Genomic DNA, 15,091 nt, shown 5'->3' on the forward strand with positions numbered 1-15,091 from the left:
CCCAGCCTCCATGCGCTGGCGATAAAACCGGACAACTCATGTGCTACCTAACCCGGACAACTCATGTGCTTACGACACTGGAAGGCGCTCGGGCTTGACTTTCCGGGCGCGTTCTTTATGTGTCGCGCCAAGTTTCCCGCCTCCGGGTGTTTTCCCGTGCTCCAGCGGCCAAAACTCCACGAACATTAACGGACGAACATCATGGCCAAAGCCGCAAACATCAAGATCAAGCTTCTGTCGACCGCCGACACCGGGTTCTTCTACGTGACCAGCAAGAACAGCCGTACCAAGACGGACAAGCTCTCGTTCCGCAAGTACGACCCGGTCGCCAAGAAGCACGTCGAGTTCAAGGAAACCAAGATCAAGTAATCTGGTTATCCCGAGAAATCAAAACGCCGCGCCTCTGGGCGGCGTTTTTGTTTTTGGAGCAACTCCAGGAAAGTCCGTTTTCCGACAGGAGGAAAGACCGGACGGCAAAGGACCCTGCGCGGCTGTCTGCGCAAGGTCCCAATGGCGGTTCTTGTAGAAAAGGGGGCCGGTCGGCGTTTGGCAGCGGTACGAGGAGGCCACTATGTGCCAGCGCCGGCCGGCCGACCCCACGGACCCAGGAGATGCGGCGGACCTGAGCATCATGGGGTATTTTTCGGATCGGGCCGGCTAGTCTACCCTCGTGCCGGCCTCGTCTTCTGTCTATGTGTCGCAGATTTGCGCAAGACCTTATAAAAATCAACCATTTCTTAACCACCGCTCGCGAATCGCTTGGGTTAAGGTAAATTCGTAACCCTGTTGGGACGACTGCGAATTAGCGCCTTTACCAAAGCATGTCTGCCAACGGTGGGAACCGGTTTCGGGACAAGGACATGCGCAAAAGCAGAAATTCAAAGCGCGCGGAACGAACCTGAACGATCGTGACGCGCTTCAGGCAGCCTTGGCGACGACCCGGTTGCGGCCGCCGCTTTTGGCTTCATAGAGCGCCAGGTCGGCGCGCTTCATCAGCGCCGCGACACTATCGGTCCCTTTCAGGAGCGAGGACACACCGACGCTGACCGTGACCTCGATCGCCTTGCCGTCGTTGCCGATGGCAAAAGGCGCTTGCGCGATTTCGGCGCGGATGCGCTCGGCCACCTTCTCGGCGACCGTACCGTCGGTGTCGGGCATAACCACGACGAACTCCTCGCCGCCGAAGCGGCAGGCGAGATCGATGCCGCGCACATTCTTGCGCAGCCGCCTGGCGAACTCGCGCAGCACATCGTCGCCGCCGTCGTGCCCATGCGTATCGTTGATCGACTTGAAGCGATCGAGATCGGTGATCATCACCGACAGCGGCCGCCGCCGCGCCGCGGCGCGATCGAACAGCGTCTGCAGATGGCTGTCGAGATAGCGCCGGTTGTGCAGCCCGGTCAGCCCGTCGATCACCGCCATCTCGATCGTCTGGGCGACGCTGGCGCGCAATTGGTCGTTGTAGCGCTTGCGCCGCACCTGCGTGCGCAGCCGCGCCGTCAATTCGTGCTGGTCGATCGGCCGGATCAGGTAGTCGTTGATGCCGAGCTCCAGGCCACGCAGGATGCGGCCCTCCTCGCCCTCGTCGGCGAGCAGCATGATCGGCAGGAAGCGGGTGCGGTCGAGCGAACGCAGCTGCGAGCAGAGCCTCAGCGCATCGAAGTCGGCGAAGGCGGTCGAAACCAGCACGCACTCGTACGGCGTCTCGGCCGCCTGGAAGAACCCCGCATTCGGATCGGTTGCGACATCGAGCTCTGCGCTGTTGCGCAGCATCTTCTGGATACGCTCGACGGACGATTTGCGCTCGTCGACAAGCAGCACCCTCGGCTTGACGTCCTCGGTCGCGAAATCGCGGCTCAGAAGCTCCTCGATGCCGATATTGCGCGTGGTCGAGGCACGCAGCCTGAGCTCGTCGGTCAACGACTTCAGCCTGACAAGGCTCTTCACGCGCGTCATCAGCTGCAGGTCGTTAACCGGCTTGGTCAGGAAATCGTCCGCGCCTGCCTCGAGGCCGCGCACCCGGTCCGACACCTGGTCGAGCGCGGTGATCATGACGACTGGAATATGCGATGTCGCCGGATCGCTCTTCAGCCGCTTGCAGACCTCGAAACCGTCCATTTCCGGCATCATCACATCGAGCAGCACCACGTCGACCTTGCCGTTCTCGCAGGTCTCGATCGCGTCCGGGCCATTGCTGGCTGTCAGCACCTCGAAATACTCGGCAAGCAGCCGAACCTCCAGCAGCCGCACATTGGCGGGGATATCGTCGACGACGAGGATCCGCGCGGTCATCTCAACAAACTCCGGTTCTGCTGGTCTCGGGCATCAGGCGTCGCCCAGATAGGATTTGATCGTCTCGATGAAGCGCGGCACCGAGATCGGCTTGGAGATATAGGCCTCGCAGCCGCCCTGGCGGATACGCTCCTCATCGCCCTTCATGGCGAAGGCGGTGACGGCGATGACCGGAATCGAATGCAGCTCGTCGTCTTCCTTCAGCCATTTGGTCACTTCCAGGCCGGAGACTTCGGGCAGCTGGATATCCATCAGGATCAGGTCCGGCCGGTGCTGGCGCGCGAGATCCAGCGCCTCCAGCCCGTTACGCGTGCGAACAGTGTCGTAACCGCTGGCTTCGATGAGGTCCCGAAAGAGCTTCATGTTGAGCTCATTGTCCTCGACGATCATGACCTTCTTAGCCATCAGTTTCCCGTCCCGACCGCCCTCGAAGCCGAAGGCCGTCGCAATGCGTCCCCTTCGGACCGCACCCAACCCTTTTCCACTCTAGCCCAATATGATTGACGAAACGGAAACCGGAGGTTGGAAAGCTGCACCAATTCCACCTTTCGGACGTTGTACGGGAGAGAGCGGAGGCTTGCCGCAAGCGACGCTTGCCGTTATGCGGAAGGAGACTCGAAAAAATCCACCATTCCAAAGGTAATGATGGCGAACGCAGCGTCAATGCGCGAAGAAGCGGAAACCATTGCCGTCAAGGCGCTGGGCTTCGTTGCCGCCGATCCGGAACTTCTACCCCGCTTCCTGGCGATCACCGGCATCGATGCGCAGTCGATCCGCAAGGTCGCCGCGGAGCCTGGCTTCCTTGCCGGCGTCCTGCAGTTCATCCTGGCGCACGAGCCGACGCTGCTGCGCTTCGCCGAGGAAACCGGCACGCCGCCTGCCGCCGTCGGCAAGGCACTGCGCGCGCTGCCGCTCGGCAACGACGACCACGAGCGCTCGACATGAGCGACGATCCCGAGACGGCGCGGCAGATCGAGGAGCTTGCCGCCGACGACCGGCCGCTGCTGGTGCTCGATGTCGACGACGTCGTGCTGGAATTCATCCGGCCGTTTCCGCACTATCTGAAGTCGCGCGGTTTCGGCCTGACGCTGGCTTCCTTCCGATTGACCGGCAACATCGCCGAGACGGCAACCGGCCGGTTGATCGAGCAACCCGAGGTGACGGCGCTCCTGGGGGAATTCTTCGACGCCCAGGCGGATTGGCAAAGCATCGCCGACGGCGCCGCGGACGCGCTCGCAATGCTTGGCCGAGGCGCCGAGATCGTCATGCTGACCGCCATGCCGCACAAGCACCGCGCCGTGCGCCGAGCGCATCTCGATGCGCTGGGGCTCAATTATCCGCTGCTGACGACGGAAATGGCCAAGGGACCGGCCATTGCGAAATTGCGCGGCGTCAAGGGCCGACCGATCGCCTTCGTCGACGACCAGCCCTCCAATCTGATCTCGGCGCGCAATTCCGTCGCGGATGCCCACCTCTTCCATCTGATGGCCGATAACGCGCTGCGCGCCTTCCTGCCGCCGACGCCGCAAGACATCATCTCGGTCGAAGACTGGCGCGAGGCGGCCCCGAAGATCGCGGCCGCGCTCGGGCTCTAGCTCAACCTATCAGGGCTGCAGCTTCGCTCCGGCCCCGCCATTGTCGCCGCCGTCCGAATTGTCGCCTCCGGTCGAATTATCCGTTCCGTTCGCGCCGTCATCGCCGCCCGAATTGTCGTCCTGGACTTCATCCGGCCCCTTGAGCATAGCGCCGTTGACCGTGACGGACCCATCGGCCTTGGTGTTGATCATCCACTCCAGCCGCCCGTCCGGCAGCGTCTTGCCGAAGCCTTTGACGGCCAAGGCAAACGGGAAGGCCTGCGCCGTCTGCTCATCGCTCTTGGCCGCTTCCTTCAGGGCATCGACGATCTTGTCGTAGCCGGCGACGTCGACGGTCAAGGTCGCATCCGGCTTCTCGCCGGGGAAGGTCATCTCACCTTCCATGGCGACCTCGATGGCGCCGTTCTTCACCGTGCTGTGCCCGATCACGACCTTCGGATTCTTGGCCTTGAAATCGGCGATCAAAGCCTTGCCGAATTCATCCGAAAGCGGCGGATTCTTATTGAGATCAAAGGCTTCGATCGCCTTTTTCGCCATCGTATCGAGATCGATATTGGCGCCTCCGAAGTTCAGATCGACGTCGGTCGGCAGCAATGGCGCGGTCCATTCGGGCAGGGTCTGCCGCGGGATTGTCAGGCCGGCTGCCTTGATCGAGTAGTCCACCTTGCCGTTCTGGGAGACACCGTCCATGCCGAAAGCGGTGCTGAATTGCGTCGCCCCGAACTTGCCGACAGGGCTCTCCACCTCGAAATTCTTGAAACCGTAATTGCCGTCGATCCTTTCCCAGACAGGCAGCGCGGCCAGCATGAGCGATTTGAGCTCCGCCTGGTTCGCCTTGAGCTTGGCTTCGTCCTCGTTGGCCACGGCGAAGGCAAGCAGATCGAGCAGCGGCTTCGTATGCACGCCTTTGCCGCTTGCATCGACCGAAAGCTCCGGGGTTTTCAAGGTGAGCGGGAAATTCATTCCGCTGTCGGGATCGTCGATCTTGATCTTCTCGACGAAGTCCAAGACTTTTTGCGTAGCCGTGAAGTCGACGCCGCCATTGGCGGACTTCGTCGCCGTGACGGTGGCGGTACCGGCGCCAGTCGAGACGTCGGCCTGCTGCTTGGCTTGCCGGGACGTCATGGTCATCCCGGCTAACGAGCTCGTGGCGTTGGTGAAGGCGGCAAGCGCCGGATCGTAGACGCTGGTCAGCTTGCCGTCCTTGATCGTGAACTCCATGCTCTGACGGCCTTCCGGCCCATCGAACTCGAAGGACGCGCCTTGCGAGAAATTCGACGAGACATCCCAGGACCCGTCGCTGCGTGGCTTCACCATCAAGGCATAGGGCGCCATATCGAATTTCAGGAGCTTCTGCTCGGGCACAGCATTGACGAGCGCCTTGACGTCAAGCGCGATCTTATAGGCGTCGCCCTCGACCGAAACTTTGAGCACGCCTTTGTCGAACGCCTGCTTGCCGAAATAGCGGGCCAGATTGTCGGACAGCGTTTTGGCGCCTTGATTGTCGACGGTCTGGGCAAAAGCCGGCGCGCTGAGCGCAAGGGCGAAGGCAAGTGGCAAAATACGCTTCACGTCGGTTCTCCGTGATCTCGGAAGGCGAACAATCCGCTTCTGGTAGGCAAGAAGCGTTACAGCCGCAAGACGCCGACTGTAGGCTAAAAGCGCATCCGGCTAAAGCACCAGCCGCATCAGCGGCCGGCCGGGCTTGCGCTCGACAAGTCTCTCGAAGCCGGCTTTCTCGAACACGCGCGAGGAGCCGACGAAAAGCCCGATCGAGCGCGAATCGCGCGACAGGTCGATCGGGCAGGCTTCCAGCAGCCTCGCGCCGTTCTCGCGCGCGAAAGCGATGCCGCCCTCGACGAGCCGATGCGAGACGCCGCGGCCCCTCGCCTTGACGCGAATGAAGAAGCAGGAGATCGCCCAGACGTTCGGGTCACCGGCGTCGGCAGCATCGACCGGCGCCGAGCCCCTGCCCTGATTGTTCCACTCGGGCACGTCGGCGCGCGGACCGATCTGCATCCAGCCGATGGCCTTGCCCTCCTCCAGCGCCAAAAGCCCCGGCGGCGGACCTGCCTCGATGCGCGCCTTGATGTGGTCCTTGTTGCGCTCCTTGTCGCTGGCGCGGCGCTCCGCCGGCGCCAGCCGGAAATGCGTGCACCAGCAGCCGTAGCAGGCGCCCTGCTTGCCGAAGAGGTCTTCGAAATCGGGCCAGAGCTCAGGCGTCAGCGGTGCTATGGTCGTGCTCATGCGTTCTCCCCAGGCTAAGCTTGTTGCCAGCCTTGCGCTGTCGTACCATTGCGTTTGTTCTCTTTATGTTCGCAGCGATGGCGGCTCCTGTCAACAATCCCGAACACGGTTTTTGCCGTGACTGCCTGGCTCTCCAGCGCTCGCAGACGCGTCGCTGCGATCGCTGTGGCAGCCCACGCCTCGTACGTCACGCCGAGCTTTACCGGCTCAGGATCGCCCACATCGATTGCGACGCCTTCTACGCAGCGATCGAAAAGCGCGACAACCCGGCGCTGAAGGACAGGCCGGTGATCGTCGGCGGCGGCCGGCGCGGCGTCGTCTCCACGGCCTGCTACATCGCCCGAATCCAGGGCGTCCGCTCGGCCATGCCGATGTTCAAGGCGCTCGAACTCTGCCCCGAAGCGGTGGTGATCCCGCCCAACATGGAAAAATATGTCGGCGTAGGGCGCGAAGTCCGCGCGTTGATGCTGGCCTTGACCCCGCAGGTCGAGCCGCTGTCGATCGACGAGGCCTTTCTCGACCTCGCCGGCACCGAGCGGCTGCATGGCATGCCCCCGGCGCTGGTGCTGGCGCGCTTCGCGCAGACGGTGGAAAAGGAGCTCGGCATCACCGTTTCGGCCGGCCTCTCCTACTGCAAGTTCCTGGCCAAGATCGCCTCGGATTTCCGCAAGCCGCGCGGCTTTTCGGTGATCGGCGAAGCCGAGGCGCCAAACTTCCTCGCCGCGCAGCCGGTGACGATGATCTGGGGCGTCGGCAAGGCGCTGGCCGGGACGCTGGAGCGCGACGGCATCCGCATGATCGCGCAATTGCAGCGCATGGAGCGCGGCGACCTGATGCGCCGCTATGGCACGATGGGCGACCGGCTCTATAGGCTGTCGCGCGGCGAGGACGACCGCCCGGTCGATCCCGATGGCGACGCCAAGAGCGTTTCGGCCGAGACCACCTTCGACACCGACATCGCCGCCCTGGCGGAACTGGTGCCGGTGCTGCGCGGCTTGTCTGAAAAGGTGTCGGCGCGGCTGAAGAAATCCGGCATTGCCGGCCGCACTGTGGTGCTGAAATTGAAGACACAGGATTTCAAGCTCCGCACCCGCAACCGCCAGCTCGGCGATCCGACCCGCCTGGCCGACCGCATTTTCCAGACCGGGCTCGACCTGCTGCGCCGCGAGGCCGACGGCACAAGATTCCGTCTGCTCGGCATCGGCGTCAGCGACCTCTCCGACGACGAAAAGGCCGATCCGCCGGATCTGGTCGACATGCAGTCGCGCAAGCGCGCGCTGGCGGAAGGCGCGATGGACGCATTGCGTGACAAGTTCGGCAGGAAAGCCGTCGAGACCGGCTATACATTCGGCAAGGGCCGCGCCGCCAATCCGCCCGAGCCGCTGGAAGAGTGACATTTGGAGCAATTCCAGGAAAAGTGTGAGCGGTTAAAGCATGCCTCCCGAAAGTGGGAACCGGTTTCGGGATAAAGACATGCGCAAAATCAAAAGCCTAAAGCGCATGGCGCGAATCTGAAAGATCGCGACGCGCTTTAGGCTCGGCGACTTCGTCGTAGCCATCCGTCCGGAATTGCGTCAAAGCAAAGGTCAGCTGCGCTTGAGATCGATCCGGCTCGTCACCACCATCTTGCCGGTCGCCGGATCCATGTCGGTCACCGTCATGCGCATATTGTCCGGCCCGATCTTCTCGACCGTCAGTTCCGCGTCGCGGTCGCCATTGACGATTTTCGCCCAGTGGATGTCGAGATTGATGGCGTCGCCCTTGCGGCTTCCGCTGAGCCCGGCAGGCCCGCTGCGCGAGCCGATATAGGTGCCGCTGTAGCTCCCACCGTTGACCTTCAGGTCGGCGCGGATCTCGCGCGACATGATCAACAACGCACGGCAGGCGCCGTCGAGCGACAGCGAGTCCGCCGTCGCGTCCGAGGTGAAGGTGCAATTGATGTTCATCACCGGCGTGTTGGTTCTGATCCTGACGGTTCCCTTGCCGGAGAACTTTCCCTGCAGCGAGCGCAGAAAGGCCGCCTCGTCGGCATGCGCGCCCGTCGAGCAGAAAAGGCAGGCCGCGGCCAGCAAGGCAGCAGTCGATTTCATCAAAACGTCCCCTTTCACGATGATAAGCCTTCCGACGGAAAGCCCGGACTCAACGGGTGCCCGGGCGTCAGGTTCCGCCGCGGCGATGACGGTTTGTTGACACCGCCACCCGCTGGCCCAGTCGAATGCCGCCACTATGAGTTGCGGCAGGGGCCTCGGCTTGCGAGATAGCGGCAATGGCGCCCGCTCCCTCGATCCCAAAAGCCGCGTTCTGGATGGCTCTGTCAATCGCCTCGATGCTGGCGATGTCGGTTGCCGGCCGCGAGACGACGGCCGAGCTAAGCGTCTTCCAGGTGCTGGAACTGCGCTCGGTGATCGGTTTCTTCATCCTTTTGCCGCTGGTGATGATGAATGGCGGCTTTGCCGCAATGCGCACCGAGCGCCCGTTTGCCCATATCGCCCGCAACGTCATCCACTATTCCGGCCAGGCCGCCTGGCTCTATGCGCTCACCCTCATTCCGCTCGCCGTGCTGATCTCGATCGAGTTCACGACGCCGATCTGGACAGCGATTCTGGCGGTCAGCTTTCTGGGGGAAAGGCTGTCGCGGTCGAAGCTGACGGCGATCGTGCTTGGCCTGATCGGCGTGGTCGTCATCGTGCGCCCCAGCGCCGGTTCGATGGATCCCGGCCACCTCGTCGTCCTGGGCGCCGCGGTCTGCTTCGGCATCTCGATGGTGCTGGTCAAGTCGATGACCAGGACCGAAAGCGTGGTGCGCATCATCTTCTGGATGCTGATCATCCAGTCGGTGGTTGGCCTGATCCCGGCTCTCTACAGCTGGCACAACCCTTCGCCCGGGCTCTGGCCATGGATCTTCGTCATCGCCTTCACCGGCATGTCCTCGCATTTCTGCCTGGCGCGCGCGCTCACCCATGCCGATGCCACGATCATCTCGCCGATGGATTTCCTGCGCGTGCCGCTGTCGGCGCTGGTCGGCTGGCTGCTCTATCACGAGCAGATCGACGTCTTCACCGCCGGCGGCGCCGCCCTGATCCTGGCCGGCAACCTGCTCAATCTGCAGCGCAAGACGCCGCGGGTGGTGGAGGCGGAAGCGGCTACGCCCTGAGCTAAACCAATTCCACTTCCACCACGCCCTGCACCGCACGCATGGCGGAAGCGATTTGCGGCGAGACGCGATAATTGCCCAGGCCGATCTCAACCTCGCCCTGCGCCTCTCCCTTGAGAACGATGATGCTGACTTGACTGTCGCCACGCTGTTTGAGCTGCGATTGAATGATTGATGATGGTCCATCGTCTCTGACAAAGATGCGCAGCGCTTTCTGGATGCGGCTGGCTTCATCGTCCAGTGATTGCACCGAGTTAATGCGCAGGTTTACGCCCTCGGGCCTGTCTTCGGCTGCAACCATAATCACCACCGAACTGCCGGGCTCCAGCATGTCGCGATATTGCGCCAGACCTTCGGAAAACAGCACAGCCTCATACTGCCCCGTCGTGTCGGAGAACTGCACCACGCCCATCCTGTTCCCGGTGCGGGTCTTGCGCTCCTGCTTGGAGGTGACCGTGCCGGCGAGGCGTCCGGCCGCGGCGCCGCGTTTGACGGCGGCCGAGAATTCAGCCCAGTTCTGCACGCGCATCTTCTGGAGCGCTGCCTTGTATTCGTCCAGCGGATGCGCCGAGAGGTAGAAGCCCACCACCTGGAACTCGCGGTGCAGCCTGTCCGCGGCAAGCCACGGATCGGTCTGCGGCAGGTTGAGCGCCTGCGATTGGCTCCCAAGAGAAGCGCCGAAAATGTCGGCCTGGCCAGAGATGGCGTTCTGCTGCGCCAGCGAGGCCAGGCCCATCATCCGCTCGACGCCCGCCATCATCTGGGCGCGGTCGTGGCCGAAGCAATCGAGCGCGCCGGCCATGATCAGGCTTTCGAAGACGCGCTTGCCGACGATCTTCGGATCGACCCGCTCGCAGAAATCGGCAAGGTTCCTGAACGGCTTCTCGCCGCGCATCGCGACGATGTGCTCGACCGCCGCGTCGCCGACGCCTTTGAGCGCCGCCAGCGAATAGAAGATCTTGTTCTCGCCGACCTCGAAGGGGCGGAAGCTCGACATCACCGACGGCGCCACCACCTCGATGCCGAGACGCATGGCGTCCTGGCGGAAATCGGCCAGCTTGTCGGTGTTGCTCATGTCGAGCGTCATCGACGCCGCAAGGAACTCGACCGGGTAATGCGCCTTGAGATAGGCGGTCTGGTAGGAAACGACCGCATAGGCCGCCGCGTGCGACTTGTTGAAGCCGTAGTCGGCGAACTTGGCCAGGAGGTCGAAGATGAAGTCGGCCTGCGGCTTCGAGACGCCGCGCTCGACCGCGCCCGTGACGAAGCGCTCGCGCTGCTTGTCCATCTCGGCGCGGATCTTCTTGCCCATGGCGCGGCGCAGAAGGTCGGCTTCGCCGAGCGAATAGCCGGAAAGCTCCTGCGCGATCTGCATCACCTGTTCCTGGTAGACGATGACGCCTTGCGTTTCCTTCACCAGATGGTCGATCTTGGGATGGATCGAGGCCATCTCCTCCTCGCCATGCTTTCTGGCGTTGTAGGTCGGGATGTTTTCCATCGGGCCGGGGCGGTAGAGCGCCACCAGCGCGATGATGTCCTCGATACAGTCAGGCCGCATGCCGATCAGCGCCTTGCGCATGCCGGCGCTTTCAACCTGGAACACGCCGACCACCTCGCCGCGCGACAGCATGGCGTAGGTATCGGGGTCGTCGAGCGGGATCGTCGCGAGATCGATGTCGACGCCGCGCCGGCGGATCAGCTTCACCGCGGTCTCCAGCACGGTCAGCGTCTTCAGGCCGAGGAAGTCGAACTTCACCAGCCCCGCCTGCTCGACATATTTCATGTTGAACTGGGTGACCGGCATGTCGGAGCGCGGATCGCGGTACATCGGCACCAACTCGGACAGCGGCCGGTCGCCGATGACGATGCCGGCGGCATGCGTCGAGGCATGGCGGTAGAGGCCTTCCAGCTTCTGCGCCATGTCAAGCAGCGTCTGGACGATCGGTTCCTTCTCCGCCTCTTCGGCGAAGCGCGGCTCGTTGGCGATGGCGTCCGCCAGCTTGACCGGGTTGGCCGGGTTCTGCGGCACCATTTTGGAGAGCTTGTCGACCTGGCCGTAAGGCATCTGCAGCACGCGGCCGACGTCGCGCAGCACGGCGCGCGCCTGCAGCGTCCCGAAGGTGATGATCTGGCCGACCTGGTCGCGGCCGTATTTCTGCTGGACGTAGCGGATGACCTCCTCGCGCCGGTCCTGGCAGAAGTCGATGTCGAAGTCTGGCATCGAGACGCGGTCGGGATTGAGGAAGCGCTCGAACAGCAGCGAGAAGCGCAGCGGGTCGATGTCGGTGATGGTGGTCGAATAGGCGACCAGCGAGCCGGCGCCCGAACCGCGCCCCGGCCCGACCGGAATGCCTTGCGCCTTCGCCCACTTGATGAAGTCGGCCACGATCAGGAAATAGCCCGGGAACTTCATCTTCTCGATGATGCCGAGCTCGAATTCGAGCCGCTCGCGATATTGCTCGACCGTATAGCCAGGCGTCGGCCCGTGCGCGGCAAGCCGCGCTTCCAGCCCTTCGCGCGCCTGGCGGGCAAGCTCGGCCGCCTCGGCCTTTTCCGCCGCGTCCTTGTCGGCGGTATCACCCCCGGTGAAACGCGGCAGGATCGGGTTACGGTTCTTCGGATAATAGGAGCAGCGCATCGCGATCTCGACCGTGTTGTCGATCGCTTCCGGCAGGTCGGAGAACAGCCGTGCCATGTCGGCCTGGCTACGCAGGAAATTGTCGGCCGTGAGCCGCCGGCGGTTGTCGGCCGCAACCACCGAGCCCTCGGCAATGGCGATCAGCGCGTCATGCGCCTCATAGTCGTCGCGTTTTGAGAAGAAAGCCTCGTTGGTCGCGACCAGCGGCAGCTCATGCGTGTAGGCCAAATCGACCGTCGATTTCTCGACCATCCGGTCATAGCCGGCTACCCGTTCCAATTCGACATAGAGCCTGTCGCCGAACAGGCCTTTGAGGAACAGCAGCCGCTGTTCGGCGAGGTCGCGCCGGTCGGCCTTCAGAGCGGCGCCGACCGGGCCGCGCGGCCCCCCGGTCAGGCAAATCAGGCCGTCGCCGCGGCCCTCCAGCATCGCGCTGGTCAGATGCACCGGCTCGCCGGGCGACGTCTCCAGATAGACCTTGCTGATCAGCCGCACGAGATTGGCATAACCCGCCTCGCTGGCGGCGATCAGCACGACCGGCGACATTTCGGGGCCGAGGCGGCGGCGGTCGCGCTGGCCATCGCTCGCCTCACCGGAAAAGGCCAGGTCGATCTGGCAGCCGATGATCGGCTGGATGCCGTCCTTGACCGCCTTCTGGGCGAATTCGAGCGCGCCGAATAGATTGTTGGTGTCGGTGACCGCGATCGCCGGCGCCTCGTCCTTGACGGCGTGGCCGACGATCGCGCCGAGCTGCAAGGCGCCCTCGAGCAGCGAATAGGCCGAATGCACGCGCAGATGGATGAAAGTACGCGCCGGCGCTTCCGGCCGCGCAGCCTTCACCGCCGCTTCGCGCTGCAACGGGTCGCGTGGAAGTCGTTCATCCGCCATGGGCTTCGTGTCGCTCGAAAGGACTCAACATCGGTGTGAGATGTATTGTCCAGGAGCCTGCGATGCGAGTCCAGCGATCACGTGTGCACGGCAAGCCGATTAGGCGAACTCCATGATCACGGCATCGACCGCCAGGCTGTCGCCCGGCTTGGCGTTGAGCTTGGCTATCGTGAGGTCGCGTTCGGCGCGCAGCACGTTCTCCATCTTCATGGCCTCGACCACAGCCAGCGTCTCGCCGGCCTTGACCTCCTGGCCCTCTGCGACGGCGATCGAGACGACGAGGCCGGGCATCGGGCAGAGCAGCATCTTCGAGGTGTCCGGCGGCAGTTTTTCCGGCATCAGCCTTTCGAGCTCGGCGGTGCGCGGCAACATGGCGCGCGCCGTCACCGACATGCCTTTCCAGGCAATGCGCAAACCGTTCAGCATCGGGCGGATCTGTGCAACGACCTTGTCGCCGCCGACCGTGCCCTGCCAGAGCGCGTCGCCCGGTCGCCAATCGGAGGCGACCGTCAACGGCTTGCCGCCGTCGATCGACAGATCGACCTCCATCGGTATGGAAACCATGCCGTCGACGATTTCGACCGGAAGATAGTCGGCGCCGACCTTCGCCACCCAGTCGCGCTTGAGATGGCCGGAATGCGGCGCCAGCCGGCCGCTCAGGCGGTCGAGCCGGTCGCGGCGCAGCAGCTCGATCGCGGTTGCGACGGCGGCGAACACCGCCCTCTCCTCGCCATCCGGTTCGACCGGCGCAAAGCCGTCCGGATATTCCTCGGCGATGAAGCCGGTCGACAGCCGCCCCTCGCGCCAGCGCGGGTGCTGCATCAGCGCCGAAAGGAACGGGATGTTGTGCTCGATGCCGTCGACGACGAAGCTGTCGAGCGCCTCCGACATCGCGTCGATCGCCTCGAGCCGTGTCGGCGCCCAGGTGCAGAGCTTCGCCACCATCGGGTCATAGAACATCGAGATTTCCGAGCCCTCGGTGACGCCGGTATCGTTGCGAACCACGACGTCGCCGAACGTACCTTCTTCCGGCGGCCGGTAACGCGTCAGCCGGCCGATCGACGGCAGGAAATTGCGGAAAGGATCCTCCGCGTAGAGGCGGCTTTCCACCGCCCAGCCATTGAGCTTCACGTCGCTCTGCCCGATGCCGAGCTTTTCGCCGGCGGCGACGCGGATCATCTGCTCGACCAAGTCGATGCCGGTGACGAGCTCGGTCACCGGGTGCTCGACCTGCAATCGCGTATTCATTTCAAGGAAATAGAAGTTCTTGTCCTTGTCGACGATGAACTCGACGGTGCCGGCGCTCTGGTAGTCGACGGCCTTGGCGAGCGCCACCGCCTGCTCGCCCATCGCCTTCCTGGTCTTGGCGTCGAGGAATGGCGACGGCGCCTCCTCGACCACTTTCTGGTTGCGGCGCTGGATCGAGCATTCGCGCTCGCCGAGATAAAGCGCCGTGCCATGCGCGTCGGCCAGCACCTGGATTTCGATATGGCGCGGATCGACGACGAATTTTTCGATGAAGACGCGGTCGTCGCCGAAGGAGCTTTTCGCTTCCGAACGCGCGCGCTCGAAACCATCGCGCACCTCCGATTTGGTCCAGGCGATGCGCATGCCCTTGCCGCCGCCGCCGGCCGAGGCCTTGATCATCACCGGATAGCCGATCTCACCGGCGATCAGTTCGGCATGGTCGGGGTCTTCGATGACGCCGAGCCACCCGGGCACAGTCGAGACCTTGGCTTGGCTGGCGAACTTCTTCGATTCGATCTTGTCGCCCATCGCCTTGATGGCCTTGGGCTTCGGCCCGATGAAGACGATGCCTTCCTTCTCCAGCGCCTCGCAGAAAGACGCGCGCTCGGACAGGAAGCCATAGCCCGGATGCACGGCTTCCGCGCCGGTCTCCTTGCAGGCGGCGATGATATTCTCGGCGACCAGGTAGCTCAGCGCCGCCGGTGAAGGCCCGATATGCACCGCCTCGTCGGCCATCTCGACATGTACGGCATCGCGATCGGCATCCGAATAGACCGCAACGGTGGCAATCCCCATCTTGCGTGCCGTCTTGATCACGCGGCAGGCGATCTCGCCGCGATTGGCGATCAGGATCTTCTTGAACATTCGGATGTCGTTCCTCCGGCGAAGCGATCCAGTTCTATGGACAATTCCGGCGCGCCTCAAGTGCCCGCGGATTGGCTTCCCGGGGCGGTCCCGATTGCAGAAACCGCGCCGAAAAACGTCGCAAGAGACGTTGGCCGCCAGCGCGGAACTCGCTAAGCTTGCCCG

At 63.5% G+C, this 15,091-nt stretch carries 12 protein-coding genes; 5 read left to right on the plus strand and 7 right to left on the minus strand.

Translation table 11 applies throughout. The features are described from left to right. The first annotated feature begins 201 nt into the window (after nucleotides 1-201). A complete protein-coding gene (gene rpmG / locus LB572_RS08005; protein WP_006201775.1) occupies nucleotides 202-369 on the plus strand; it encodes a 50S ribosomal protein L33 in 168 nt (55 codons plus the stop codon). A 549-nt stretch (nucleotides 370-918) separates the two neighbouring features. On the opposite strand, the gene LB572_RS08010 is transcribed toward rpmG, so the two are convergent. Further along, nucleotides 919-2,292 (minus strand): PleD family two-component system response regulator, encoded by a 1,374-nt coding sequence (locus LB572_RS08010; protein WP_140808670.1) that lies wholly within the window; start codon nucleotides 2,290-2,292, stop codon nucleotides 919-921. A gap of 33 nt (nucleotides 2,293-2,325) precedes the next feature. After that, nucleotides 2,326-2,697 carry a response regulator gene (locus tag LB572_RS08015; protein ID WP_040995610.1) on the minus strand — a complete coding sequence of 124 codons (372 nt, stop codon included), beginning with the start codon at nucleotides 2,695-2,697 and terminating at the stop codon, nucleotides 2,326-2,328. 240 nt (nucleotides 2,698-2,937) lie between these two features. Between LB572_RS08015 and LB572_RS08020 the strand changes: the two genes are divergently transcribed. Beyond that, a complete protein-coding gene (locus tag LB572_RS08020; RefSeq protein ID WP_140808668.1) occupies nucleotides 2,938-3,237 on the plus strand; it encodes a DUF3572 domain-containing protein in 300 nt (99 codons plus the stop codon). After that, nucleotides 3,234-3,887 carry a hypothetical protein gene (locus LB572_RS08025; protein WP_224667347.1) on the plus strand — a complete coding sequence of 218 codons (654 nt, stop codon included), beginning with the start codon at nucleotides 3,234-3,236 and terminating at the stop codon, nucleotides 3,885-3,887. Before LB572_RS08020 ends, LB572_RS08025 begins: the two co-directional genes overlap by 4 nt. A gap of 9 nt (nucleotides 3,888-3,896) precedes the next feature. Here LB572_RS08025 and LB572_RS08030 read toward each other — a convergent pair whose 3' ends face one another. Beyond that, nucleotides 3,897-5,459 (minus strand): hypothetical protein, encoded by a 1,563-nt coding sequence (locus LB572_RS08030; protein ID WP_224667348.1) that lies wholly within the window; start codon nucleotides 5,457-5,459, stop codon nucleotides 3,897-3,899. A gap of 99 nt (nucleotides 5,460-5,558) precedes the next feature. Beyond that, nucleotides 5,559-6,134, minus strand: coding sequence for a GNAT family N-acetyltransferase (locus tag LB572_RS08035; RefSeq protein WP_140808662.1), 576 nt, complete (start codon nucleotides 6,132-6,134; stop codon nucleotides 5,559-5,561). A 65-nt stretch (nucleotides 6,135-6,199) separates the two neighbouring features. Between LB572_RS08035 and LB572_RS08040 the strand changes: the two genes are divergently transcribed. After that, entirely contained in the window at nucleotides 6,200-7,528 is a 1,329-nt protein-coding gene (locus LB572_RS08040) for a DNA polymerase IV (protein WP_224667349.1), read from the plus strand. A 192-nt stretch (nucleotides 7,529-7,720) separates the two neighbouring features. Here LB572_RS08040 and LB572_RS08045 read toward each other — a convergent pair whose 3' ends face one another. Next, nucleotides 7,721-8,224 (minus strand): hypothetical protein, encoded by a 504-nt coding sequence (locus LB572_RS08045; protein ID WP_224667350.1) that lies wholly within the window; start codon nucleotides 8,222-8,224, stop codon nucleotides 7,721-7,723. A gap of 176 nt (nucleotides 8,225-8,400) precedes the next feature. Here LB572_RS08045 and LB572_RS08050 point away from each other — a divergent pair, with 176 nt between their 5' ends. Then, a complete protein-coding gene (locus tag LB572_RS08050; RefSeq protein WP_224667351.1) occupies nucleotides 8,401-9,288 on the plus strand; it encodes a DMT family transporter in 888 nt (295 codons plus the stop codon). A gap of 1 nt (nucleotide 9,289) precedes the next feature. Here the strand turns inward: LB572_RS08050 and dnaE are convergent, their stop codons facing one another. Both dnaE and LB572_RS08060 read right to left on the minus strand, forming a co-directional pair. Further along, nucleotides 9,290-12,814: a DNA polymerase III subunit alpha gene (gene dnaE / locus LB572_RS08055; RefSeq protein WP_224667352.1), complete on the minus strand. Its 3,525-nt coding sequence runs from the start codon at nucleotides 12,812-12,814 to the stop codon at nucleotides 9,290-9,292. A gap of 99 nt (nucleotides 12,815-12,913) precedes the next feature. Next, nucleotides 12,914-14,926 carry an acetyl/propionyl/methylcrotonyl-CoA carboxylase subunit alpha gene (locus LB572_RS08060; RefSeq protein WP_224667353.1) on the minus strand — a complete coding sequence of 671 codons (2,013 nt, stop codon included), beginning with the start codon at nucleotides 14,924-14,926 and terminating at the stop codon, nucleotides 12,914-12,916. Between the last annotated feature and the right edge of the window lie 165 nt (nucleotides 14,927-15,091).

The sequence above is a fragment of the Mesorhizobium sp. BH1-1-5 genome, from assembly GCF_020165615.1.
Classification (GTDB): Bacteria; Pseudomonadota; Alphaproteobacteria; order Rhizobiales; family Rhizobiaceae; genus Mesorhizobium.